General features: G+C 60.1%; 20 protein-coding genes and 2 pseudogenes. 11 read left to right on the top strand and 11 right to left on the bottom strand.

Going from position 1 to position 25,150, the window contains the following annotated elements; genetic code table 11:
• The first annotated feature begins 161 nt into the window (after positions 1-161).
• The 7 genes and pseudogenes from AB4O25_RS18165 (at position 162) to AB4O25_RS18135 (ending at position 8,154) form a co-directional block, all read left to right on the top strand.
• On the top strand, positions 162-2,195 hold the full coding sequence (locus AB4O25_RS18165; protein ID WP_175404221.1) for an ABC transporter permease subunit: 2,034 nt from the start codon (positions 162-164) through the stop codon (positions 2,193-2,195).
• A gap of 15 nt (positions 2,196-2,210) precedes the next feature.
• The gene (gene pstA / locus AB4O25_RS18160) at positions 2,211-3,881 is read left to right on the top strand and encodes a phosphate ABC transporter permease PstA (RefSeq protein ID WP_017528600.1); all 1,671 of its coding nucleotides are present in this window, start codon (positions 2,211-2,213) and stop codon (positions 3,879-3,881) included.
• Positions 3,882-3,999: 118 nt separating this feature from the next.
• Positions 4,000-4,833, top strand: coding sequence for a phosphate ABC transporter ATP-binding protein PstB (gene pstB / locus AB4O25_RS18155; RefSeq protein ID WP_017528599.1), 834 nt, complete (start codon positions 4,000-4,002; stop codon positions 4,831-4,833).
• A 70-nt stretch (positions 4,834-4,903) separates the two neighbouring features.
• Complete coding sequence (phoU, locus tag AB4O25_RS18150; protein WP_017528598.1) at positions 4,904-5,665, top strand: phosphate signaling complex protein PhoU; 762 nt, start codon at positions 4,904-4,906, stop codon at positions 5,663-5,665.
• 166 nt (positions 5,666-5,831) lie between these two features.
• The gene (locus AB4O25_RS18145) at positions 5,832-6,740 is read left to right on the top strand and encodes a response regulator (RefSeq protein WP_017528597.1); all 909 of its coding nucleotides are present in this window, start codon (positions 5,832-5,834) and stop codon (positions 6,738-6,740) included.
• Positions 6,741-7,128: 388 nt separating this feature from the next.
• Positions 7,129-7,428, top strand: coding sequence for a helix-turn-helix domain-containing protein (locus tag AB4O25_RS18140; RefSeq protein WP_065879237.1), 300 nt, complete (start codon positions 7,129-7,131; stop codon positions 7,426-7,428).
• A gap of 55 nt (positions 7,429-7,483) precedes the next feature.
• Positions 7,484-8,154, top strand: a pseudogene (locus AB4O25_RS18135) (M23 family metallopeptidase).
• A 3-nt stretch (positions 8,155-8,157) separates the two neighbouring features.
• Here the strand turns inward: AB4O25_RS18135 and AB4O25_RS18130 are convergent.
• The 3 genes from AB4O25_RS18130 to phoB form a co-directional block, all read right to left on the bottom strand.
• Positions 8,158-9,498, bottom strand: a complete 1,341-nt coding sequence (locus AB4O25_RS18130; RefSeq protein WP_017528593.1) for a hemolysin family protein — start codon at positions 9,496-9,498, stop codon at positions 8,158-8,160.
• A 202-nt stretch (positions 9,499-9,700) separates the two neighbouring features.
• Positions 9,701-10,987, bottom strand: a complete 1,287-nt coding sequence (gene phoR / locus AB4O25_RS18125) for a phosphate regulon sensor histidine kinase PhoR (protein ID WP_241665008.1) — start codon at positions 10,985-10,987, stop codon at positions 9,701-9,703.
• 94 nt (positions 10,988-11,081) lie between these two features.
• The gene (phoB, locus tag AB4O25_RS18120) at positions 11,082-11,771 is read right to left on the bottom strand and encodes a phosphate regulon transcriptional regulator PhoB (protein WP_003176964.1); all 690 of its coding nucleotides are present in this window, start codon (positions 11,769-11,771) and stop codon (positions 11,082-11,084) included.
• A 155-nt stretch (positions 11,772-11,926) separates the two neighbouring features.
• On the opposite strand from phoB, the gene AB4O25_RS18115 reads away from it, so the two are divergent.
• Positions 11,927-12,304 (top strand): COG4315 family predicted lipoprotein, encoded by a 378-nt coding sequence (locus tag AB4O25_RS18115; RefSeq protein WP_017528591.1) that lies wholly within the window; start codon positions 11,927-11,929, stop codon positions 12,302-12,304.
• 112 nt (positions 12,305-12,416) lie between these two features.
• Here the strand turns inward: AB4O25_RS18115 and ubiA are convergent, their stop codons facing one another.
• Both ubiA and AB4O25_RS18105 read right to left on the bottom strand, forming a co-directional pair.
• Positions 12,417-13,307: a 4-hydroxybenzoate octaprenyltransferase gene (gene ubiA / locus AB4O25_RS18110; protein WP_017528590.1), complete on the bottom strand. Its 891-nt coding sequence runs from the start codon at positions 13,305-13,307 to the stop codon at positions 12,417-12,419.
• On the bottom strand, positions 13,307-13,870 hold the full coding sequence (locus AB4O25_RS18105) for a chorismate--pyruvate lyase family protein (RefSeq protein WP_017528589.1): 564 nt from the start codon (positions 13,868-13,870) through the stop codon (positions 13,307-13,309). The genes ubiA and AB4O25_RS18105 overlap by 1 nt, the downstream gene beginning before the upstream one ends.
• A gap of 196 nt (positions 13,871-14,066) precedes the next feature.
• On the opposite strand from AB4O25_RS18105, the gene AB4O25_RS18100 reads away from it, so the two are divergent.
• From AB4O25_RS18100 to AB4O25_RS18090, 3 genes are all read left to right on the top strand, one after another.
• On the top strand, positions 14,067-14,234 hold the full coding sequence (locus AB4O25_RS18100; RefSeq protein WP_017528588.1) for a rubredoxin: 168 nt from the start codon (positions 14,067-14,069) through the stop codon (positions 14,232-14,234).
• 37 nt (positions 14,235-14,271) lie between these two features.
• A complete protein-coding gene (locus tag AB4O25_RS18095) occupies positions 14,272-15,420 on the top strand; it encodes an NAD(P)/FAD-dependent oxidoreductase (protein WP_017528587.1) in 1,149 nt (382 codons plus the stop codon).
• 191 nt (positions 15,421-15,611) lie between these two features.
• Positions 15,612-15,887: an HU family DNA-binding protein gene (locus tag AB4O25_RS18090; protein WP_003176958.1), complete on the top strand. Its 276-nt coding sequence runs from the start codon at positions 15,612-15,614 to the stop codon at positions 15,885-15,887.
• A gap of 126 nt (positions 15,888-16,013) precedes the next feature.
• Here AB4O25_RS18090 and AB4O25_RS18085 read toward each other — a convergent pair whose 3' ends face one another.
• The 6 genes and pseudogenes from AB4O25_RS18085 to AB4O25_RS18060 all read right to left on the bottom strand — a co-directional run bounded on the left by AB4O25_RS18085 (position 16,014) and on the right by AB4O25_RS18060 (position 25,121).
• On the bottom strand, positions 16,014-16,676 hold the full coding sequence (locus AB4O25_RS18085) for a hypothetical protein (RefSeq protein ID WP_065879241.1): 663 nt from the start codon (positions 16,674-16,676) through the stop codon (positions 16,014-16,016).
• 583 nt (positions 16,677-17,259) lie between these two features.
• A pseudogene (locus AB4O25_RS18080) lies at positions 17,260-17,493 on the bottom strand (hypothetical protein); the annotation flags it as partial.
• Between the two features lie 152 nt (positions 17,494-17,645).
• Positions 17,646-18,245: a hypothetical protein gene (locus tag AB4O25_RS18075; protein ID WP_017530588.1), complete on the bottom strand. Its 600-nt coding sequence runs from the start codon at positions 18,243-18,245 to the stop codon at positions 17,646-17,648.
• An 18-nt stretch (positions 18,246-18,263) separates the two neighbouring features.
• Positions 18,264-22,718 (bottom strand): RHS repeat-associated core domain-containing protein, encoded by a 4,455-nt coding sequence (locus AB4O25_RS18070; RefSeq protein ID WP_460149835.1) that lies wholly within the window; start codon positions 22,716-22,718, stop codon positions 18,264-18,266.
• A 12-nt stretch (positions 22,719-22,730) separates the two neighbouring features.
• Entirely contained in the window at positions 22,731-23,165 is a 435-nt protein-coding gene (locus AB4O25_RS18065) for a DcrB-related protein (RefSeq protein WP_065879244.1), read from the bottom strand.
• Between the two features lie 15 nt (positions 23,166-23,180).
• A complete protein-coding gene (locus AB4O25_RS18060; RefSeq protein WP_460149834.1) occupies positions 23,181-25,121 on the bottom strand; it encodes a type VI secretion system Vgr family protein in 1,941 nt (646 codons plus the stop codon).
• Positions 25,122-25,150 lie beyond the last annotated feature (29 nt).

Genomic DNA, 25,150 nt, shown 5'->3' with positions numbered 1-25,150 from the left:
TTCGCGCGCTCAAGGACCGCCTGACCCGTTGGTACGTGCTGGTGGGCGGCCTTGCCGTCCTCGGCGCTATCACCCTGATCTTCTTCTTCCTCGCCTACGTGGTCGCGCCGCTGTTCCAAGGGGCCTCGTTGACCAAGGAAGACGCGCTCACCCCGGCCTGGATCCAGGATGCCGGCAAGCCGTTGATGATCTCCCTCGAAGAACAGAACCAGGTCGCCATGCGGGTTTCCGACAAGGGCCAGGCGCTGTTCTTTGACATCGACACCGGCGCCGAACTCAAGCGCGTCGACCTGCCGCTGCCGGCCGGTAGCCGCGTGGCGTCCATCGGGGAAGACCAGCCGGGCAGCCCGCTGGTCATCCTCGGTTTGTCCAATGGTCAGTCCCTGGTGTTCCGCCACACCTACAAGGTGTCCTACCCGGACGGCAAGAAGACCATCACCCCGGCGATTGAATACCCCTACGGTGAAACGCCGATTGTGCTGGATGAGGCCGGTCGTCCGTTGGAGCACGTAGCGCTCAATGCCACCGACACCTCCCTGGTGGTGGCCGGTTCGGCGGGTTCGTACCTGAACGTGCTGACCCTGAGCCGCGAAGAAAACATGATGACTGGTGAAGTCACCAGCGAGCAGAAGCGTGTCGAGCTGCCGCAAATGACCGAGCCGGTAAAGGCGATCTTCATCGACCCGCGCCAGCAGTGGTTGTATGTGGTCAACGGCCGAGCCCTGGCCGACGTATTCAGCCTGCGCGACAAGAGCCTCAACGGTCGCTACAAACTGTTGGAAGACGGCAGCGCTGAAATCACCGCCAGCACCCAGCTGGTGGGCGGTATCTCGCTGATCGTCGGTAACTCCAAAGGTGGCCTGGCCCAATGGTTCATGGCCCGTGACCCGGATGGCGAACAGCGCCTGAAGCAGATTCGCACGTTCCAGATGGGCACTGCGCCAATCGTCGAAATCACCGCTGAAGAGCGCCGCAAAGGCTTCACCGCCCTCGATGCCTCCGGCAAATTCGGCGTGTTTCACAGCACCGCCCACCGCACCTTGCTGGTAGACCCGGTGGTCGATGGCCAGGGCGTGTTCGGCCTGTCGCCACGGGCCAACCGTGTGATCGTGGAAGCCGGTGGCAAGCTGCAACCGCTGCTGCTCGACAACCCGCACCCGGAAGTGTCGTGGAGCGCGCTGTGGAGCAAGGTCTGGTACGAAAACTACGACGAGCCTAAGTACGTCTGGCAGTCGACCGCCGCCAACACCGACTTCGAACCCAAAATGAGCCTGGCCCCGCTGACCTTCGGTACCTTGAAGGCCGCGTTCTACGCCATGCTGCTGGCTGCGCCGCTGGCGGTTGCCGCCGCGATCTACACCGCTTACTTCATGGCTCCGAGCCTGCGCCGCAAGGTCAAGCCGGTGATCGAGCTGATGGAAGCCATGCCGACCGTGATCCTGGGCTTCTTCGCCGGCCTGTTCCTGGCGCCGTATGTGGAAGGGCATTTACCCGGGATATTCAGCCTGCTGATGCTGTTGCCGATTGGCATCCTGGTCGCCGGTTTCGCGTTCAGCCGCCTGCCTGAATCCCTGCGCCTGCGCGTTCCCGATGGCTGGGAAAGTGCGATCCTGATCCCGGTGATCCTGTTTGTGGGCTGGCTTTCGCTGTACATGAGCCCGTACCTGGAAACCTGGTTCTTCGGCGGTGACATGCGCATGTGGATCTCCCACGACCTGGGCATCACCTACGACCAGCGCAACGCCCTGGTCGTGGGCCTGGCCATGGGCTTTGCGGTGATCCCGAACATCTACTCCATCGCCGAAGACGCCGTGTTCAGCGTGCCGCGCGGCCTGACCCTGGGCTCCCTGGCCCTGGGCGCCACGCCGTGGCAGACCATGACTCGCGTGGTGATCCTGACCGCCAGCCCGGGCATCTTCTCCGCGCTGATGATCGGCATGGGCCGCGCCGTGGGCGAGACCATGATCGTGCTGATGGCCACCGGTAACACACCGGTGATGGAGATGAACCTGTTCGAAGGCCTGCGCACCCTGGCGGCCAACGTCGCGGTGGAAATGCCCGAGTCGGAAGTGGGCGGCAGTCATTACCGCGTGCTGTTCCTCTCGGCGCTGGTGCTGCTGCTGTTCACCTTCATCATGAACACCCTCGCCGAGCTGATTCGTCAGCGTCTGCGCAAGAAATACTCGTCGCTTTAAGAAAGGTAGAAGTCTGTGAAACAGAACTCCCTGAATGGATGGTTCAAGAGCGGCGCCCCAGGCGTCTGGATCAGCGGTGGCGCGGTGGCCATCGCGGTCATCATGACTATTGGTTTGCTGGCTGTGATTGCGGTGCGTGGTTTGGGCCACTTCTGGCCGGCTGACCTGATCCAGGCCAACTACAACGTACCGGGCCAGGAAAACCATATCGTCATCGGCGAAGTGGTGCAGAAGGAAGAAGTGCCGCGCGAGCGCCTCAAAAGCGCGGGCCTGCCCGTGCCGGACCAAGGTCCGGAATTCATGACGCGTGAGCTGATCAAGGTCGGCAACCGCGACCTGAACGGCAACGACTTCACATGGATTGTCGGCGAATGGTTGAAGGACCAGACCAAGCCTGTGCAGTTGATGGCCATCGAGCGTCGTGAGTGGGGCAACTTCTACGGCACCCTGGTCAACGTCAAGCAGGATGGTAAGGTCATTGCTGAAGGCGAGGCCGCGTGGCCGGAGCTGCAAGCCCGGGTCGAGCGCGTCAACAAGCTGGCCGCGCAGCTCAAGAGCCTGGAAAAAACCGATATCGGCGCGATCAACGCTGGCCTGGAACGCATCCGCCTGCACGGTCGCAAACTGGAACTGGAAGGCAAGCTCGACGCCGCTGCCCAGGCCGATATGGATGCCGACCGTGCTGAGCTGAACGCGCGCTACCAGGACATCGAAGCACGCCTGGCCGACCTGCACGCCCAGTTCAACCGCGACGCGCTGACCGCCCGTGACGGCAACGGCAAGGAAGTGGAAATCGGCATCGGCAAAGTGGTGCACGCTTACCAGCCGAACGCCATGGGCACGATGACTAAGATCGGCTTCTACTTCAGCAAGGTCTGGGAATTTTTGAGCGATGACCCACGGGAAGCCAACACTGAAGGCGGGATTTTCCCGGCCATCTTCGGCACCGTGATGATGACCCTGATCATGGCGATGATCGTGACACCGTTTGGTGTACTGGCTGCGGTGTATCTGCGTGAATACGCCAAGCAGAACACCCTGACCCGCATCATCCGTATTGCCGTGAACAACCTGGCCGGCGTACCGGCCATCGTCTACGGCGTGTTCGGCCTGGGCTTCTTCGTGTATGTATTGGGTGGCTCGGTTGACCGCCTGTTCTTCGCCGAAGCCCTGCCAGCGCCGACTTTCGGTACCCCGGGCCTGCTCTGGGCGTCGCTGACCCTGGCGCTGCTGGCGGTGCCGGTGGTGATCGTGGCCACCGAAGAAGGCCTGGCGCGGATTCCTCGCACCGTACGTGAAGGTTCGCTGGCGCTGGGCGCGACCAAGGCGGAAACGCTGTGGAAGATCGTGCTGCCGATGGCCAGCCCGGCCATGATGACCGGCATGATCCTCGCCGTGGCCCGTGCCGCCGGTGAAGTGGCGCCGCTGATGCTGGTAGGCGTGGTGAAACTGGCCCCGTCGCTGCCGCTGGACGGCAACTACCCGTACCTGCACCTGGACCAGAAGATCATGCACCTGGGCTTCCATATCTATGACGTCGGCTTCCAGAGCCCCAACGTCGAAGCCGCACGACCGCTGGTCTATGCCACCGCGTTGTTGCTGGTACTGGTGATCGCCACGCTCAACCTGTCGGCGGTGTGGATTCGTAACCACCTGCGCGAAAAATACAAAGCGCTGGACAGTTAATTGGACCCCATGTGGGAGGGAGCAAGCCCCCTCCCGCACGGGGCCGCGTAATACGCAGAATTTGAGTCAACCGCTGCGGCGGTTTCACACAATGAATTGGTAGCACAGGGAGCATCCCATGCAACACGAAACCCATTCCCACGGCATCAACATGTCTGCCCTGGGTCGCGACAAGCAGAGCCTGAGCCTGGCCGAAGAAACCGTGGCCATCGAAGTACCGGGCCTGAGCCTGTACTACGGTGAAAAACAGGCGCTGTTCGACGTCAGCATGAATATCCCCAAGCAGCGCGTGACCGCGTTTATCGGCCCGTCGGGCTGCGGTAAATCCACGCTGCTGCGCACCTTCAACCGCATGAACGACCTGGTGGACGGTTGCCGCGTGGACGGCGCCATCAACCTCTACGGCACTAACATCTACCGTAAGGGCGAAGACGTGGCCGAGCTGCGTCGCCGGGTGGGCATGGTGTTCCAGAAGCCGAACCCGTTCCCCAAGACCATCTACGAAAACGTGGTCTATGGCCTGCGCATCCAGGGCATCAACAAGAAGCGCATTCTCGATGAAGCCGTCGAGTGGGCCCTTAAAGGCGCGGCGCTGTGGGATGAGGTCAAGGACCGCCTGCACGAATCGGCCCTTGGCCTGTCCGGCGGCCAGCAGCAGCGTCTGGTCATCGCCCGTACCATCGCGGTAGAGCCGGAAGTATTGCTGCTCGACGAACCCTGCTCGGCGCTGGACCCGATCTCAACCCTGAAAGTCGAAGAGCTGATCTACGAGCTCAAGTCCAAGTTCACCATCGTCATCGTGACCCACAACATGCAACAAGCAGCGCGGGTTTCCGACTACACCGCGTTCATGTACATGGGCAAACTGGTGGAATTCGGCGATACCGATACCCTGTTCACCAATCCGGCGAAGAAGCAGACCGAAGACTACATCACCGGTCGCTACGGCTAGGAAGCTGTGGTTCTGATTGCACTGACGCTGCGGTTCTCCGCACCTTACCGGACGCTCCAAGGACGCCAACATGATTAGCAAAGAAGGCCTTACCCATCACATCTCCGCGCAGTTCAACGCCGAGCTTGAGGAAGTGCGCAGCCACCTCCTGGCGATGGGCGGGCTGGTGGAGAAGCAAGTCAACGATGCGGTCACCGCGCTGATCGAGGCCGATTCGGGCCTGGCCCAGCAAGTGCGTGAGATCGATGACCAGATCAACCAGATGGAACGCAACATCGACGAAGAATGCCTGCGCATTCTCGCCCGTCGCCAGCCGGCGGCCTCGGATTTGCGTTTGATCATCAGCATCTCCAAGTCGGTGATCGACCTGGAGCGCATCGGCGACGAAGCCACCAAGATCGCCCGCCGCGCCATCCAGCTGTGCGAAGAGGGCGAGGCGCCGCGCGGCTACGTAGAGGTGCGTCACATCGGCGACCAGGTGCGCAACATGGTGCGCGATGCCCTCGACGCGTTTGCGCGCTTCGACGCCGATTTGGCGCTGTCGGTGGCGCAGTACGACAAGGTCATCGACCGCGAGTACAAGACCGCCCTGCGTGAGCTGGCCACCTACATGATGGAAGACCCGCGCTCTATCTCAAGGGTCTTGAGCATTATCTGGGTGCTGCGCTCGCTGGAGCGGATCGGCGACCACGCGCGCAATATCTCGGAACTGGTGATCTACCTGGTGCGCGGCACCGACGTACGGCACATGGGCCTCAAGCGCATGAAGGCTGAAGTTGAAGGTTCGGCCGATCAAACCCCTAATGTTCCGGGCGAACCTGACGATAAGTAAGTTGCCCGAGAAATTAACGCCCGGCCTTTGGTCGGGCGTTTTCGTTTGTGGCACCTTAATTTTTGCGAATCGGGTAAAAGAAATTCCGAACGTGACTGCAGAGTTTTGGCAAAATGCCATCAGTCAGGCGTTTTGCGTGCCGAAGTATTTATAGGATGAAGGGTCGATGAGTAAAGTCAGTGTATTGGTGGTGGATGACGCCTCGTTTATCCGCGACCTGGTGAAGAAGTGCCTGCGCAACTACTTCCCCGGGATCAAGCTTGAAGATGCGGTGAATGGCAAGAAGGCCCAGACCATCCTGATGCGCGAGTCTTTCGACCTGGTGCTGTGCGACTGGGAAATGCCGGAGATGTCCGGCCTGGAGCTGTTGACCTGGTGCCGCGAGCAGCCGCACCTCAAGGCCATGCCGTTCGTGATGGTGACCAGCCGTGGCGACAAAGAGAACGTGGTCCAGGCCATCCAGGCCGGGGTTTCCGGTTACGTCAGCAAGCCGTTCACCAACGAGCAACTGCTGAACAAGGTCAAGCAGGCCCTGCACAAGGTTGGCCGTCTCGACGCGCTGGTCGCCAGCGCACCGACCAAGATGAACTCGGCGTTCGGCAACGATTCCCTGAGCGCCCTGACCGGCGGCAAGCCTGAGGCCGTGCGTTCGGCCCCGGTTGCGGCGGTGGCTTCGGCCCCGAGCAAAGGCCTGCTCAACAGCCCACCGGTTCAAGCGCCAGCTGCCGCGCCGGCTGCCGGCCGTGGCCAGGGCCAGTTGCGCCTGTCCAGCGGCACCCAGCAATGCGTGATCAAGGCATTGAGTATCAAGGAAGCGCTGCTGGTGGTGCGTCGCGGCGACGTGTTGCCCCAGGTACTGGAAAGCGCCGTGCTCGATCTGGAACAAGGCGACAACGCCGAAGTGGCGCGCCTCAACGGCTACCTGCACGCAATCGTCGCCTTCGAACCCAAACCCGACAGCGATTGGCTGCAACTGACCTTCCGGTTTATCGACCAGGACGCGCAGAAACTCGACTACATCTCCCGCCTGATCGCACGGGGCACCGCGCAGAAGCATTTTGTGCCGGGTGCGTAAGCGCCTGAATATCGGAAATCGACCGGCTGTCTGATTCCCCATTTCTGGTTTGATTTATATCTGTTTCGATATAGTCTCTCGATAACGCTTCAGCGTTATCGAGCCTTTGCTATGCCTTGAAACAAACGTCCACCGCTTATGCCCGAACCGTCGATTAGGCTTTTTCTTTCCAGGAAAGGAGAGGCCAATGCCAAGGCACAAGGACGTAGTGTTTTTAGGTAGCTCGCTCAAGGATCTCAAAGCGTTCCCACTCGATGCCCGTAGGGCCGTGGGTTTTCAGTTGGACCTCTTGCAGCAGGGCGAACAGCCTTGTGATTGCAAGCCGATGAGAACCATAGGGCGGGATATCGAACTGGCTCGCGCCAGGTTGCAGGAGTTAGGTTAAGCCATGACAAATCAAAACATTCACGGTGAACGTTTCAGCTCCGTCTGGGACGCGTTGGAAGATACCCCTCAGCAAGCCGCCAATATGCGGCTGCGTTCAAAACTGTTGTTGGAACTGTGCAAAACCATCCGCGGCTGGGGGCTTTCTCAAAAAGAAGCCGCCCAAAGACTGGGTATCAGTCAGCCCCGCCTCAACGACGTACTCACCGGCAAGATCGACAAACTTTCGCTGGATGCTTTGGTCAATTTGTCGGCAGCCGCGCAGATGAACGTGGATATTTGTTTTAAGGGGCTGCCAGCATAGAGCTGTCATCCACACTTGCTAACCTGCCGCTCAGTCATTTCGGAAGGTTCACACCATGCTCCTTCGCCTTTTACTGTGCTGCGGGCTGGCCTCGGTCACTACCTCGACCTTGGCCATGACCCTCTACAAATCCACCGACGCCAATGGCGTGGTGTTTTTCAGCGACCGGCACACCCCGGGCGCTCAAGCGTTTGAGCTGCATGAGCGCCGAGTCGAGCGTGTAAGACGACCGGTGCTCGACATGTCAAAACCCCTCTACCGACCGCAAGCCTACCGCTATCCCTTACCCTGGCGCGGCGGCCCGTTCCGCCTGACCCAAGGCCCCAACGGCAGTTTCAGCCACACCGACGCCAAGAGCCGCTACGCCATGGACATTGCCATGCCCGAAGGCACGCCGATCATTGCGGCGCGCAGCGGGGTGGTGGTGAAGGTCGAGAACGAGCAGGCGGGGCGCGGCAATGATGCCTCGGGCAATTTTGTGCGGGTGCAGCACGATGACGGCACCCAAGGCGTGTACCTGCATCTCAAGCAAGGGTCGGTCAGTGTGAGGGCGGGGCAGCGGGTGGCGGTGGGTAGCCCGCTGGCATTATCGGGCAATACCGGCAACAGCAGCGGGCCGCACCTGCACTTTGTGGTGCAGCGGGCCACCGAGGGGGGTTGGTGTCGATCCCGTATGAGTTCAACCAACCCGTCGGCGCATTGCCCAACTTTGCGTTGGGCAATTGAGGGTCAGTCCAGCAGCAGCACCTTGGCCAGCACGATTTTTGGCCCTTTCATCTTTTTGATGATGATGCGCAGGCCTTCGACTTCCAGCACTTCTTCTTCTTCTGGCACGCGCTTGAGCGTGTCGTAGATCAGCCCGGCCAGGGTTTCCGCTTCGATGTGGTCCAGGTCCACACCCAACAGGCGCTCCACCTTGAACAACGGCGTATCGCCGCGTACCAGCAGCTTGCCCGGCTGGTAGGCCAGGACGCCGCGCTCGGCCTTGCGGTGTTCGTCCTGGATATCGCCCACCAACACTTCCAGCACGTCTTCCATGGTCAGGTAGCCGATGATCTTGCCGTCGGCTTCTTCCACCAGGGCGAAGTGCGCGCCGCCCTTACGGAACTGCTCCAGCAACTGCGACAACGGCATATGGCGCGACACACGCTCCAGTGGGCGGGTCAGTTCGGCCAGGTTGAACGACTCGGGGAGGTGGTCCAGGGCTGCCAGTTCCAACAGCAGGTCCTTGATGTGCAGCAGCCCCACGAACTCGTTGCGCACCGCGTCATACACCGGGTAGCGGCTGAATTTGTGGCGGCGGAACAGCGCCAGGATCTCTTTGAGCGGGGCGTTGAAGTCCAGGGTCACCAGGTCTTCCCGGGAGTTGGCCCAATCCACCACTTCCAGCTCGCCCATTTCCACCGCCGAAGCCAGTACGCGCATGCCTTGGTCGCTCGGGTCCTGGCCACGACTGGAGTGCAGGATCAGCTTGAGTTCTTCACGGCTGTAATGGTGTTCATGGTGCGGGCCGGGCTCGCCTTGGCCGGCGATACGCAAGATAGCGTTGGCACTGGCGTTGAGCAGATAGATCGCCGGGTACATGGCCCAGTAGAACAGGTACAGCGGCACCGCCGTCCACAGCGACAACAGCTCAGGCTTGCGAATGGCCCAGGACTTGGGCGCCAGTTCGCCGACCACGATGTGCAGGTAGGAAATCACGAAGAACGCCGCAAAGAACGACACGCCCTTGATCACTTCCGGCGATTCGACGCCCACGGCGCCCAAGAGCGGTTCGAGGATGTGCGCGAAGGCCGGCTCGCCGACCCAGCCCAGGCCCAGGGAGGCGAGGGTGATACCCAGCTGGCAGGCCGACAGGTAGGCGTCGAGCTGGCTGTGGACGGTGCGCAGGATCTGCCCGCGCCAGCCGTTGGTGTGGGCGATGGCTTCGACCCTGGTGGAACGCAGTTTGACCATGGCAAATTCCGCCGCAACGAAAAAGCCGTTGAGCAGTACCAGGATCAGAGCAAAAAGGATCATGCCGAAGTCGGCGAAGAGTGTGGCGAAGGTGATACCAGGGGAAGGGTCCATGATGGGGTTTTGCAGGTTCCGTGTGTCAATAAGGGATGGCGGGTGGGCCTGAAAGGCAGGCGCAAGTCGGCCAATGTAGCCGCTGATGGGGCGCTTGCCTAGTGGTTGCTGCCGGGTGGGGTGTGGAATACACCCTCCAAAACGACACAAATCCACTGTGGGAGGGGCCCCCCTCCCACATTGGGTCTTGCGTTGTTTCGAGTTATTCGTCATTCCCGACGAGGCGCGCACGGGTCACCTGCGTCGCCGGGAAATGGCAGGTAAACGTACTGCCATGCCCCAGCACGCTGCTGATTTCCAGGCGCGCGCGGTGGCGCAGCAACACATGCTTGACGATCGCCAGCCCCAGCCCGGTGCCGCCGGTGTTGGAGTTGCGGCTGGAATCGACGCGGTAGAAGCGTTCGGTCAGGCGCGGCAAATGCTTGGCGTCGATACCGATGCCGGAGTCCTGCACGCTCAGGTGCGCGCCTTGAGCGTCGGCCCACCAGCGGATGCGGATAGTGCCCTTGTCCTGGGTGTATTTCACGGCATTGAACACCAGGTTGGAGAACGCACTGCGCAATTCACCCTCACTGCCCTTGAGCATCACTGCCGGGTCGGCCTCCAGGCTGATCTGTTGCCCGCGCTCGCCGGACAGGGCCTTGGCGTCATTCTTGATGGTCTGCAACAGGCTTTGCACGGCCACCGGTTGGTTGTCCGACGGGTAATCCGTGGCTTCCAGCTTGGCCAGCAACAGCAGGTCGTTGAGCAGGGTCTGCATGCGCGAACCTTGTTGCTGCATCTGTTGCAGGGCACGGCTCCAGCGCGGGTTGATCTCGTCAACGTTATCCAACAGGGTCTCCAGGTAACCGCAGATCACCGTCAATGGCGTGCGCAGCTCGTGGGAAACGTTGGCGACGAAGTCTTTGCGCATCTGTTCCAACTGGTGGATGCGGGTCACGTCGCGCACCAGCATCAGGTGCTCGTTGTTGCCGTAGCGCGTCAGGTAGAGCTGGATGCGCACGCGGTCATTGGTCGGCGAGGGGATCTCCAGGGCTTCTTCGTAGTTGTCTTGCTCGAAGTACTCCTTGAAGCGCGGGTGGCGTACCAGGTTGGTCACGGGTTGGCCGCTGTCCTGGGGCGTCTTGAGGCCCAGCAGGGTTTCGGCCGCGCGGTTCCACCATTCCAGGTTGCCGTCGCTGTCGAGCATGATCACTGCGTCCTTGAGCGCAGCGGTCGACTCCTGCACCCGATCGATCACCGCTTGCAGGCGCCCGCGCACACGTTGGTCGCGGCGTTGCAGATGGTAGATGCTGTCGAACACCTCGCCCCACAGGCCGTAGCCGTCGGGTGGCGCTTCGTCGGGTTTGTGCTGGCGCAGCCATTCATGCAGGCGCAACAGTTGCTTGAGGGTCCAGCCCAGGTACAGGCCGATGCCGATAGCCAGGCTCCACCCGTAGTAGCCACTGATCAACCCCACCAACAGGCAGCCAGTAATCAACAAAAGCATGTGACGGATCAGGGTGCCATGCCAGTTCTGGTTCACTTGAACATGCGTCCTTGTCAGCTGTTAAGTCAGGCTCTTGAGTCACGAAGCGACGGGCTCAGCCCTTGGTGGAAAAGCGATAGCCGGTGCCGCGCACGGTTTGTACCAGATTCTCATAGGCATCGCCCAAGGCTTTGCGCAGGCGGCGGATATGCACGTCCACGGTGCGCTCTTCCACGTACACGTTGCCGCCCCACACCTGGTCCAGCAACTGGCCACGGGTGTAGGCGCGCTCCTGGTGGGTCATGAAGAACTGCAGCAGGCGGTATTCGGTAGGGCCCATCTCGGCAGGTTTGCCGTCGATGGTCACGCGGTGGCTGATCGGGTCCAGCAACAGGCCGCCGACTTCGATCGGCGCTTCGCCATCCGTCGGGCCGGCACGGCGCAGTACGGCTTTGAGGCGCGCGACCAGCTCGCGTGGAGAAAAGGGCTTGGTGATGTAGTCATCGGCGCCCACTTCCAGGCCCTGGATCTTGTTGTCCTCTTCGCCCTTGGCGGTGAGCATGATGATCGGAATGTCCCCGGTCAGCTCGTCGCGCTTGAGGCGGCGGGCCAGTTCGATGCCGGAGGTGCCGGGCAGCATCCAGTCGAGCAGGATCAGGTCCGGCTTGCGGTCGACGATAATGGCATGGGCCTGCTGGGAGTTCTCCGCCTCCAGGCAGTCGTAGCCGGCCATTTCCAACGCAACGGCGATCATCTCGCGAATGGGCGCTTCGTCGTCAACAATCAGAATGCTCCTGCCAACCATGCTCAAAAATCCTCTTGTCATTTAACTGTCTTGCGCCGCATTAGATAACGGAATTATTGCAGTCGTGTGACAGTAATTTAGTCGCTCGGGCAATTCACGGCACTCTGGACTACCCTTTGGGTCCGAATCCTGACAACCACAAAAGGAAGGTTCCGATGACTTACAGCACTGTTTCCTGGAAAGCCCTGCTGCTATCGGCGGTGATGACACTGCCAGGCCTGGCGTTTGCTGCAGAGCCGGCGATGACTAAAGAGGGGATGTTGGTGGATCACAAGGGCATGACGCTCTATACCTTCGACAAAGATGCCGACGGCAAGTCGGCGTGCAAGGACCAATGCGCGACCAACTGGCCACCGCTGAAGGCTGAATCCACAGATACAAAGACGGGCGATTGGACGGTTATTACACGTGATGACCAGACCAGCCAGTGGGCCTACAAAGGCAAGCCGGTGTACACCTACAAGGACGACAAGAAGGCCGGTGACAAGACCGGTGACGGCAAGGGTGGGGTTTGGCACATCATCAAGCCATAAGCCTGCGGCGCCGCTGAATCCATCGGGGGCAAGCCCCCTCCCACATTTGAAATGCGTTCCCCTGTGGGAGGGGGCTTGCCCCCGATGAGGTCCGACCAGGCACTGCAAAACCTCAGCGAACCGCGTAATCCACCACAATCCCGACAAAAATCGCCAACCCCGCCCAGTGGTTGTGTAAAAACGCCTTGAAGCACTTCATGCGGTCCCTGTCGCGGGTATACCAGAACTCCCAGGCAAAACAGCCCGCCGCCGCCAGCAGCCCCAGGTGGAACCAGCCGCCCAGCTCAAACCGCACGCCCGCCAGCAACAGGCACACCAGCGCCAGGCCCTGCAACGTGAGGATGATCACCCGGTCGGCATCGCCGAACAGAATTGCGGTGGATTTCACGCCGATCTTCAAGTCGTCGTCGCGGTCGGTCATGGCGTAATAAGTGTCATAACCCACCGTCCACAACAGGTTGGCGATGTACAACAGCCATGCGGTGGCCGGCAGATCACCGGTTTGGGCGGTAAACGCCATCGGCATGCCCCAGGAAAACGCTGCGCCCAGCACCACCTGCGGGTAATAGGTGTAGCGCTTCATGAACGGGTAGCTTGCCGCTAGCGCCAGGCCGCCAAGGGACAGCAGGATGGTGGTGGCGTTGGTGAGCAATACCAGCAGGAAACTGATGCCCATCAGCAGCGCAAAGAACACCAGCGCCTCTTTTGAACTGATCTTGCCGCTGGCCAGCGGGCGTTGTGCCGTGCGCTTTACATGGCCGTCGACCTTGCGATCGGCCCAGTCGTTGATCACGCAGCCGCCGGCCCGGGTGAGTATCACGCCCAGCACGAAAATCACGATATTAGCCAGCGACGGCGAGCCCTTGCCGGCAATCCACAGCGCCCACAGCGTAGGCCACAGCAACAGGTAAATGCCGATGGGCTTGTCCATGCGTGTCAACTGAATAAAGTCCCAGGCCCTGGGGTTCAAGCGGTTCAAGGACTTGAGCAAGCGTTGATACATCAGCAGTTCTCCGGATGGTCATGCAGCGCCTGCCAGAAGCCCGGCAGGAAGATCTCCGCCACCAGCACGCTCAGCCCCCCACGGTCGAAGCGCGAGCGGCGGGCCCATAGTTCGTCGGCCTGGTCGGTGGTCGGCAGCCAATGCCGGGGATAACGGCACACTTCGATCGCCCGCCGGGTGAATGCGCGGTCGCAGAACAGCAACTCCCCCAGCGAACGGCTGCCCAGTTCGTCCATATGCAAGCCGTCGCCCTGCAAGGCACTGCGTGATGCGACGCTTCGGGCAAATACCCACGGCTGGCCATGCCCGCGCAAATACACTTCGCGTACCCAGCCTACCGTGGCCGGGGCAAGCTCAAGGGCGGCACACTCATCGTCCCGCAGCGGCTGCCAGCCTTCGAACAGTGGCGTCACGCTGAAGCCATCGTTTGACAGCCGCGTCAGCCGTCGCGTCAGCGAGCCTTCATCGAACAGCCAGGCAAGGGCCAAAGGCGCGGGAAGAGGGCTCAGACGGCTCTGGGTCAGCCATCGGCAAGCATCGGGAAGGGCGATTGAATGCGGCACGGTGAGTCAGTATGGGCGGCAAAAGAGGCGGCGAGCTTACCATGGCACCTTGGACTTTTGCCGGGCAGAACCGGCGCCTTGCGTCGATCAGGCTTGCATCTGGCGCCCCCGATCAGTACAAAACGCCCTGAGCCGTGCGGCAACGCTGGATCCATCGACCGCCGGCCAATCTGCCTGGACCCTGAGGAAGCAAGTAATGAAGAAGTGGCAATGTATCGTCTGTGGCCTTATTTACAACGAAGCAGACGGCTGGCCGGATGACGGAATTGCGCCAGGCACGCGCTGGGAAGATGTGCCGGCCGACTGGCTGTGCCCAGACTGCGGCGTGGGCAAGATGGATTTCGAAATGATCGAAATCGGCTGATCTGAACATTTGAGAAACGTACTACAAGGAGAATGGAATGAACGCACCTGTCGTGATCATCGGCACAGGACTGGCCGGTTACAACGTGGCCCGGGAGTTTCGCAAGCTCGACAGCGAAACCCCCTTGCTGCTGATCACCGCGGATGACGGGCGTTCCTACTCCAAGCCCATGCTCTCCACCGGCTTTGGCAAAAACAAGGAAGCCGACGGCCTGAGCATGGCTGAACCGGGCGCCATGGCCGAGCAACTCAAGGCCCAAGTGCGCACCCACACGCGTGTCAGCGGCATTGACCCAGGCCACAAGCGCCTGTGGATCGGCGAGGAGGCGGTGGCTTACCGCGACCTGGTCCTGGCCTGGGGCGCCCAGACCGTACAGGTGCCCGTCGAGGGCGATGCGGCTGAACTGATTTTCCCGATCAACGACCTCGAAGACTACGCGCGCTTTCGCACCGCCGCAGCCGGCAAGCGCCGGGTGCTGCTGCTCGGCGCCGGCCTGATCGGCTGTGAATTCGCCAACGACCTGATGCTTGGCGGCTATGAAGTCGACCTGGTTGCACCCTGCGAGCAAGTCATGCCGACCCTGCTGCACCCGGCGGCGGCCGCGGCCGTGCAGGCCGGGCTGGAAAGCCTGGGCGCGCGTTTCCACCTAGGGCCGGTGCTCAACCGTCTGCAACGCACGGCAAACGGGCTTGAAGCCCATCTTTCGGGCGGTAAAGTGATCCCCTGCGACCTGGTGGTCTCGGCCATCGGCCTGCGCCCGCGCACCGACCTGGCCGCCGCCGCCGGCCTGCAAACCAACCGCGGCATCATGGTGGACCGCCACCTCAAGACCTCCCACGCCAATATCTACGCCTTGGGCGACTGCGCCGAGGTCGACGGCTTGAACCTGCTGTATGTCATGCCCCTGATGACCTGCGCCCGCGCCCTGGCCCAGACCCTGGCCGGCAACGCCACCGTCGTCAGCTACGGCCCCATGCCCGTCACCGTGAAAACCCCGGCCTGCCCGCTGGTGGTCTCGCCCCCGCCACGCGGCACCGAGGGTGTATGGAGCGTCGAAGGCCAAGGCGCCGACATCAAGGCCCTGTGCCGCGACGCCAGTGGCCGCTTGCTGGGTTATGCGCTGACCGGCGCGGCCGTGATGGAAAAACTGGCACTCAATAAAGAACTTCCGCCGTTGTTGGCGTAAATACCGGTCGTTCTGTCGGAATAAGCATGTTTTTCACCTCAGAAAGGTCGCCGCGAGACTGGCGCGGCGTCCGGCGGCATGCCATCCTCATTCCCGTCTGCCGCAGAGTAGAGCCTGCGGCGCTTTGGGCGCCGCTCCGTCAGAGAGTGGCACGGACATAACAACAAAAAACCGTCAAAGAGGCTTCACATATGCGTAAACCAGAACTCGCAGCCGCCATCGCTGAAAAAGCGGATCTCACCAAAGAGCAGGCCAACCGCGTCCTCAACGCCGTTCTTGAAGAAATCACCGGCGCCCTGCACCGCAAGGACAGCGTCACCCTGGTAGGTTTCGGCACCTTCCTGCAACGCCACCGCGGCGCCCGCACTGGCAAAAACCCGCAAACCGGTGAGCCAGTGAAAATCAAGGCGAGCAATACGGTTGCGTTCAAGCCGGGTAAATCGCTGAAAGATACCGTTAACGCGTAACGCGCAGTACCGTCTCGAAGGGAGGCGGGGCGGTAAAGAAGATGGGCACGCCGATTGGGTCGGGTGCCCTTTTTTGTTGGGTACTGATGCGTATGCCGGATTAAGCCAGCCCGCCTAATCGCATTCTCAGGTGAATTGAACTAGGAAATAGCCGCCCACATCCCCTTCCTTCAGCTTTTTCGCTCGATTATCGGCGAACACATAGCCGATACCTCCACCGAATATTCCTTCGTGACTAGGGCTGATTTTTGCAATGTCGGCGTCGGTGAGTTGAGCCAAGAAATAGTAGCGAGGGCTTTCATACAAAGGGTCTTGCAACCATGCGGGGCGCCCAAGGGCCTTGCTGATACTCGCGCCACTGTCCAGGTCTTCCAATTCTTCCTCCATTTGTTCGGGAGTGAACGGTTGCTGGGCAATATACGTTCGCGGGATTGGATCAACCAACGCAGCGGGTGTGAGTTCGGAAGTCGCCAGTGCGTGAAGCAGAACTTGACTATGGCCAAGTTGGAGCTTTTCCATCTCGCTTTGTTGATGAACAGTCAACTTTCGTACAGACGATCGTGTGTACGTTTCGTCAGTTCGCTCAACGGAGACGAACGCAGTAAGCGCCATCCCGGAGGGTATGAATGGGACGTCCAAGAACGTTGAGGTCATCGTAATCACCGGCAGCATAAGCTGACCGGTCTGCGGGTCTTTAGGCCACAACTCAAGGTCTGTAAGCCACGCACCTCCGCCTATTTGTCCAAGGTTATGGTCTTGCCCTGAGAGGATAATTTGATTGATACCCATAGCCGGTGATCCTTTGGAAACAACCTTTTCGTTTGGCGAATGACGTGGCAGAGCGCCTCGCCGTCCTGACTTGTTGTTGCGTGATGATCCCGGTTTTGACCAGTGAGTTGTGTATGGCTTGGGACATGAGGCGAATCTCCAGCTTCCCGCGCTTAAGCATTTGATTGGGTCCCATCCCACGAGCGCGCCGCAAACGATTCTCCTCGGCATGCACCATGGCTGGTCTGGCTATGCCGATGCTCTTGCCGCAGGCGCAAGCCCTGCCAATCAAAGCGGGTTTCACCCAACGGATAACCGTTGCTGTCATGTTCGGTTTTAGCGATGCGCCGACCACGTCGTAGTGGTGGTGCAGGCCGCCCGCCGAGCTCTGTTCGGTGAGCAACTGGCCAAGGGCGTCGCGCTCCAGCCGATGGACGATGGACGATGGGCGCGGGCGCGGGCGGTATCTCGGGAACGACGGCCAAACCACTGCCATAAGGGGCCGGAACAGCGGTCACCGCAATCACATTGTCCAGCGGATCGTAGCGGTAGCGCTTGGCGCTGCCATCCAGGTCTTGCTGCTCGGTCAGCCGATCCCCTGCATCCCACGCAAACTCATGGCCAGGCCGACAACCGTGCCCACCACGGCGCCCAGCAGGAAACAACCGAGCCCGCCAGTGGCCACGGTAATCCCGGTGGCGGCAACCACCGCCGCAGTCGCCACTGCCGTTATCGCGATGTTAGCCGCCACTTCCAGCACACCGCCGAGGATGTCGGCCATCATCGAAGTATGGGAGAGCGCATCGCCCATGCGGGCGGCCCAGAGTGCGTCAGACATGCGTGGTGCTCAGGGATGTGCCGATTCTATTGAGACTTTCCATAGTCAATCAGCTGCCATCGTGTGGTTAAGGCATGCTCATCAACGTTGTTTTCATGCGCGAATCTTCAAGGCAATCGACAGGCCGTACATTGTCTTTGGCACAACCTTTCTTAGCCGTAGAAGTAATCGAAGAAGCGTTCGAAGTTTTCCTCACCTAGCAACGGGCTCACTTCCTTGGTCAGCAATTTTACAAACTTGGGGGAAAGCTCGTCGTCATCGTTGTAAATGTCAAAAATGTCGAATTTTCCATGAACAATTTCGATAGTTTTGGCGAATGCCAGGAGGAAATCAGCGAGGGAATCGGCAATCTTGAACGGCTTGACGACATCGTAGCTCGCCCACACTGGAGTCCCGGCAGTATCCGTGACGGCGATAACCGGTTTTCCGCCGCCAATGTCATCCATGAAAACCAGATACTGAGCAGGCCAATTCCCATTTACCTGGGTCTTGTTCGAATCGCCGTCCCATTTATAGCCAACTTGGCCGTCTTCCAAAGTGCTCAAGTTGAAGAAGCAGATCGGCGTCAAACCGGTTTCAACTTCAACATCAACTGGCTCACAGTTATCGTAGAAATAGTCGGTTTCTGCCGAGCGCGGTAACGTCTGCGGCCATTTTGCGTTGGCATGGCTGCTTTTTTCGAAGCTACCTTCGATATCGAATTTTTTGTGGACGCGGCGCAACTCTTTAAATGCGTTGTCAAGGGCGCTCATGTTCTTCTCCAATGGAAATTATTTACCGCAGCCGGCTTTTCTGCCGGGTGTTCTAAGACGATCGATCAATCGGCCTTTGCCTGAGTTGGCATAATTTTTTCGGTGCCCTTGAGGGCTGTTCAAATGTTCATCCACACCACTTGGGTGTCTCGAGTTTTGCAAGAAAACAATGTTCCTCGGGTCACCTTTCCAGGCCTTGCCTAAGGCGCCATTACCTTCGACGCTGTTGATATGGTGACCGGTGTAACCTGCTTTGGACATCTTTGAGTTCAGGCGGGCGTTACTCTTTGTATTTTTGATCAGCTCGCGTTCTTCATCTGTCCAGTTTCGTGAGCCCCCACCACGTAGAACCAGATCCCGTTCTTCGCCCCATGCTCTATTGATTGCCGTACCGCGGCCACCTGCTTTCGGGGTAACGGAAGCCTTGGGTTTGTAACGTATCAAATCCTCAGGATTCAAGCCGTAGGGGTCGATCCAGGTCAGCGGATTTGTTGAGTACAGGTAAAGGTTCAGGCCCCCTGCGAGGCCGATAGGATCGGGGGTAGTGAAACGGCCGATATCCGGATCGTAGAAACGGAATATGTTGTGATGCAAGCCGGTTTCACGATCCAGATACTGGCCCTGAAACCTCAGGTTTTGTTCTTCGATGTAGTAGGGTTCACGGATTTCTTGAACCGTATTTCCCCAAATTTGATAGCTGGCTTGCCAGACGGTCTGGCCTTCAGCTTCAGAGAGCAGTTCGGGCAGGCCGTTGAGATCATTGTGGTAATAGCGAACTTTCTGCTGGGTACCACTGCCATCAACGCGAGCGAGAGGCTCGTGGCTGTCGTCCCCGTATATGTAGAGGCTGGTCTGGGCGTGCTTGTGTTCTTGAAGCAGGCGCAGTCCATCCCAGGTAAAGCGGGTTTCGCTCAACAAATAGCCATTCCCGTCGTAGGTCGCCTTGGCAGTTCTTCGTCCTATAGGGTCGTAGGTCATTTTTACGACAGACCGCTGCCCGCCGTGCTCATTGTGGACCTCAGTCAAGCGATGTTCGGCGTCATAGACAAAGCGTTGGATGCCGCGATTTGCGCTACGTTTTTCGATCATTCGACCAAAACCATCATAACGATAGCGTTTGTCCTGATACGTCAGGACCTTGTTGTGTTGTATCAGTCCTGCACCCGGTTGCGCGGCATCGAGAAGGTTCGCAGCCGCATCATAGGTATAGGTTTCGCGTTGGCCCACGAGATTGTCTTGGCTGGCGACCACCCGGTCGGTTGCATCGTAATGCAGCAGGTGCCTGCGTTGGCCGCTCGGCGTCTGTTCGAGCTTGCCAATCAGATTGTCGCTGGGGTCATACTCGAATTGCTTTTGTACCGCAGCAGGAAGTACCGATGCCCGAGCGATCTGGCCTCGTTCGCGGGAGCGCAACCGCCCACAACGGTCATAGTGATGACGCGTGCTGAGATGTCCTTGGGTACGCAGTACTTCGCGGTGCAAGCGGTCGCGCTCGAAGTCACTGATCACCTGGCCGTCGAGATTTATTTGATGGAGGTGCCCACTGCCGTAATGCAAGCGATTGAGCCAACGTCCGTCGGGCAGAAGAGTCTGGCTCAGGTTGCCGAGCTCGTCGTAATTATGTTTCAGGGCGCCAGTCGCGCTTTTCTCTTCGATCAGTTGACCAACGCTGTCGTAGTCAAAGTTGATCGCTTGTTGCCTGCCGGCATGGTCGGTAAATGTGACGGCCTTGAGTCGATCCAGCGAGTCGTAGGTGTATTCCGTTCGTCCATCATCAGTGATCTTGACCCGCAGACGGCCGACGGCGTCGCGCTCAAAGCAATGCACTATGGGTGCTTCGGGAGTTACAGCGACTGATGCCATTCCGCTGCCCAGAGGGGCAGGAATAGTTTCCATCCGTTTGATGTTGTTCAGTGCGTCGTAATGATAACGGCGCACGCTACCGTCCAGGTCCTGTTGTTCGGCCACGCGGTCGTTGGCATCCCAGGCGAAACGGTACCGTTCACCGTTTTCGTTGCGCAGAGCTCTAAGGCGGCCATAGCTGTCGTATTCAAAGTTGACTTGGCGGCCATGCGCATCTAGCCGCTGGCTGACCTGTCCCTGGCGATTGCGTTGATAGTACGTAGAGTGTCCGGAGAAGTCGGTATGCGCGATCAATTGACCGCTAGTATCGCGTTGAAAGTGTTCAATGCGCCCGTCAGGTAGCTGAGTACTCAGCAATAGGCCCCTTGGATCGTAAACAAAGGTTGTGCGCTCACCCAATGCATCGGTGACAGCCTGCAAATAGCCTCTTTCGTCATACTTGAAACGTGTCGGGTAACCTGAACAGTCAATATGTTCAATAAGTTGACCGAATGGGTTCCAGCGCATCCTTTTGCTTTTTCCCGCTGCGTCGATGACCTCCACCAACTGCCCGTGATCGTCATAGCGATACTGCGAAACACGACCCTGCGGGTCCGTTTCAGCAATGCAGTTACCTCGCTGGTCATAACGTAAGTGCCAGGTGTTGCCTTCGCTGTCCGTGCCAGATACTGGTAAAGCCCAATGCTCAAGCCACGTAGTGGATTCGCTGCGGCCAAGCGGGTCAGTCTCGCCGATCAGGTTGCCGGCTTCATCGTAGCTGTATTCAAAGCGACCACCCTGCGGATCGGTGGCACTGAGCAATTGGCGCTCGTCGTTCCACTCGAACAGCCAGGTTTGCCCGAGGTTGTCGCTGTACCGAACGATCTGGTGCTGGGTGTTCCAGTGGCGGGTACTGACGCGTTGCAAGCCGTCGGTAATTCGCGTGATACCGGCCTGCAAGTCGTAGTCGAACTGGTAGGCGTCACCTTCGTCGGTCCAGTGCCGGACCACGCGCCATTCCACGTCTTCAACCAAGGCCCATTCGTAAAAACAGCGCAATCCAGCGGGCAACTGGTGCTCCACCATGCGCCCGCCGGCATCGTAGCTGAAGCGCCGCTGCACCTGGCCGGTGGCATCGCGGACCTCAGCCAGGTTGCCGATAGCGTCGTAGCCGTAGCTGACCAGCACTTCGCGGCGCTGGTCGGGGTACAGCCGTTCGAGCCGCACCACGTGGCCTTGATCTCGGATCAATTCCACTTGCACCAGATCGAACGTATCGCGCAGCCGGATCAGCCGCCCGGCGTCGTCATAATTGACGTGAATGCGGTTGTCGTTACGGTCGCCGAGCTGGCTGAGGCGCAGCAACGCCGGGCTGGCAGAGGGTTCAAACAAGCGATACAGCCCGTCATCGCTTTCGATCAGTAACTGCCCATTGAGGTGTCGCCGCACGGCCAGCCCTTCACCGGCACTGAACACCGCGCCACCCAAAGGGATGTAGCCCATGTCGATAGGGCGCCCCTGCTCATCGGTGTACACCAGCGTTTCGCCGCCCTCGGGATGTGGACGAACTTCGACGCACACCTCATACGGCACGCTCCAACCCGCGCCGAACAAACTGCCTGTGCGTTCGTCACGGCTGTTGTAGAAACGCTGCCAATCAATCGGCAGGATGCCAGGCAACACGAAGTCCAACTCATCATCGCCGCCCAACACCTTGGCGCCGGTGGCCGCATGCACCGGGTTCGACGAGCCCATCGCCGCGTTGGCCATCGCCCCCATCGCACTGCTGACGGCCATCGAAGCCGCGCCGCCGATCAACATGCAGGGCAACTTGCTGAAGAACTTGCCCTTGCCGCCCTTGAGCATCAACAAAGCCGTCACCGCCAGCCCGACGCCCGGGGTCTTGCCGCTGCGAATCTCACGCACCACCACCGAGCCGCCGCCAATGGTCACGTTGGAGGAGATCAGCCCCGACGAGACCACCGTTGCATCGCAGGTGCTGCGGTCACCGCTGCGCACCGCCGGTTGGCCATTGATGGTGACTTTTTCCGAACCCTCGGCCAGAAACTGCGGCGGCATCGGCGGATGCTTTGTGCACGTCACCTGATCCAGCGGCTTGGGTTCGGCGCCGGGGGCGGGCGTGGCCACCGTGGGGCGCCACATCTGCGAGAAGAAACTCTCGGCCATGTCCAGGAAGCTGGCTTCCGGCTCGGGCGCGGGCTCTTCCAGCTCAGTGCCGGCGGGTGCGACGTGAGAGGTGATCGCCCCGGCGGCGCGCGCGGCCGGAATGTTATTGGTCAGGGTGTTGGTGGAACCGGTGAGGATGTTCGCCTGTACCGTGGGCGGAAACAGGGCGTTGCTGAAGCTCTCGCATAAATTCGATAAGCCTTTGTCCGCGCCGGTCTTGCTCATGGCCAGGCCGACAACCGTGCCCACCACGGCGCCCAGCAGGAAACAACCGAGCCCGCCAGTGGCCACGGTAATCCCGGTGGCGGCAACCACCGCCGCAGTCGCCACTGCCGTTATCGCGATGTTAGCCGCCACTTCCAGCACACCGCCGAGGATGTCGGCCATCATCGAAGTATGGGAGAGCGCATCGCCCATGCGGGCGGCCCAGAGTGCGTCAGACATGCGGGCAACTCATCAGGAAATAGCGTCGAACGACAGCGAATTTTTAATCAACGCCCAATGCGCCGCCTCGGCATCCCCAAGCTTGTCCGCCTTCACATAACTCAAGGCGAGCATCTTGCGCGTGCCCGGTATCACCAGCGCCAGCTGATACTGGAACACCTTGTCGTTGCCCTTGTTGAACTGGCTGCGCAGCTCGATGCCTTCCACTTCCTGCGCGGCGCCCAAGCGCACGTCCACGCCCGGTTGATAGCGCAGCTCCTGCACTTGTTTTTCCAGGCGCTGGAGTTGGTCGTTGAAGTTACTGTGCAGGGTTTCGCCGTCGGCCAGCAGGCTGCGGCTGACGATCAGGGATGTGCCCAGCTCAGGGAATTTGAGGATATTGATCGTCGCGTCCTGCAGCTCGCTCGCCGGCAGTTGGAACTGGAATTCGTTGATTCGGTACGTCATGGCAAACGGGTCTCGTCAGGAGCTTTTCGGCGCGGGGAACGCGGCTTTGATATTGGCGTCGATGCTGGCTTTCTGGCCCTGTCCATCGGGCGTGGCGCCAGGGCCGCCGCCGTTATTAAGGTGCAGCACGCCCTTGGTATTGAACTCGGCGTCGCCGCTGGCATAGAAGCTGATGTTCACGCCGGTGAGGTTGATCTGCCCGCTGGCATTCAACTCCAGGATGCTTTCGCCGCAGACCAGGCGCAGGTTTTCGCCCACCTCGATCACATAGCTCTGGCTGATGCTGTCGGTCTTGCGCTGGCCCACCGAGAGGATGTCTTCCTGCTTGACGATGCGCAGGCGGTTGTTGCCGATGATCACCGTCTCGTTATGCCCAATGCTCTTATTGCGGTCATGCCCCACCGAATGGCTCTCATCCACCTCCACCACAATGTCCTGATTACGCTCGGCATGGATGTACAACTGCTCCAGGCCCTTCTTGTCCTCCATGCGGATTTCATTGAAGTTGGCCGGCGTGCCGCCTTTGCTCGAACGGCTTTTCATGCCGCTCTGGGTCGCGTTCTCGGGCAAATCGTAAGGCACCGTCTGCTCGGCGTTGTACACCCGCCCTGTGATGATCGGCCGGTCGGGGTCGCCTTCGAGGAAGCTGACAATCACTTCCTGGCCGATCCGTGGGATCTGCATGGAGCCCCAGTTCTTGCCGGCCCAGGATTGCGACACGCGAATCCAGCACGAGCTGTTTTCGTTGGATTGGTCGTGACGGTCCCAGTAAAAATGCACCTTCACGCGACCGTACTGGTCGGTCCAGATTTCTTCGCCTTTGGGGCCAACGACCAGGGCGGTCTGCGGGCCTTTGACCACCGGCCGATGGGTGGTGGGCAGGGTGCGGTAGCTTTGTTGCGCGGGGATGCAGGTCAGGCTGCTTTCAAACTGCGCCGAGCCTGAACCGCCGCCGCTTTCCAGGCTTTCCTGGACGATGTAGTAGCGGCAGCCGACGATCAGGTATTCGCGGTTCTGGTCCTGGCGGCTGAAGCCGGTGAGGCTGAACAGATGACCGGAGCCGAGGCCGCGGGCATTGCCGGCGAACTCAATCTGCTCATGCAAGGTTTGCAGGGCTTCGATACGGGTGCGTGCGTAGTGTTCGCCGTCGGCGCTTTGCACGTAGGTGCCGGGGTAGTCGTACAGCGGGTAGTCGCCGGCGGTGTGCGGGCGCGGCATGGCCGAGCGCACGTCGATGCTCGCGCTGGGGCGCTGGAAGTCGTAGTCGTTAAGCTCCAGCGAACCCGGCTGCACCTCCTGCGCCAGGTGCCAGTTGTGCATATGGTCGCGTTCGCGCTGTTGCTCGTCCTTGGGGTAATACGGGATCGACGCATAGCCCGGCACCGTGGTGTGGGCGCCATAGGCGTCGGCCAGTACCAGCACGTGCCGGTCCTGTTCATGGCGGAAGTAGTAGTAGATGCCTTCCTGTTCCATCAACCGGCTGACGAAATCGAAGCTGGTCTCGCGGTACTGCACGCAGTATTCCCACTCGCGGTAAGGCCGGCTCAGGGCGTCTTCGAAGTCGGAAAACCCCAGGTCGCGGAACACCTGCTTGATGATCTGCGGGATGCTCAGGTTCTGGAAAATCCGGCAGTCCGAGGTGCGGCTCAGCAGCCAGAACCACGGGCGCAGCGTCACCTGGTAACTGGCGAATTGGCCCTGGTCGATGTTCTGGCTGCAACGCGCGACGATACCGTGGAAGTGCCGTTCGCCGCCGTCCGCCAGTTGCAGGCCGACGCTCATCGGCTTGCCCAGCAACTGGTTGAGGTCGATGTTGGCGTTCAGGGACGTCAGCTGCAGCTCATAGTTGAACAGCCGCCCCAGCTCTTCGCCGCCGCCCATTTCATTGAGCAGCAGCACATCCGGCCCGAGGGGGCTGTTGATCTTGGCCAGGCGTGAGGCTTGGTTGAATAGCATCGGTTAACCCGTAAATTGCTGAATAACTG

Source organism: Pseudomonas sp. S3_A03, from assembly GCF_054668275.1.
Note: the sequence above shows the minus strand (reverse complement) of the source record. Positions and strands in the feature narration are given on the sequence as shown.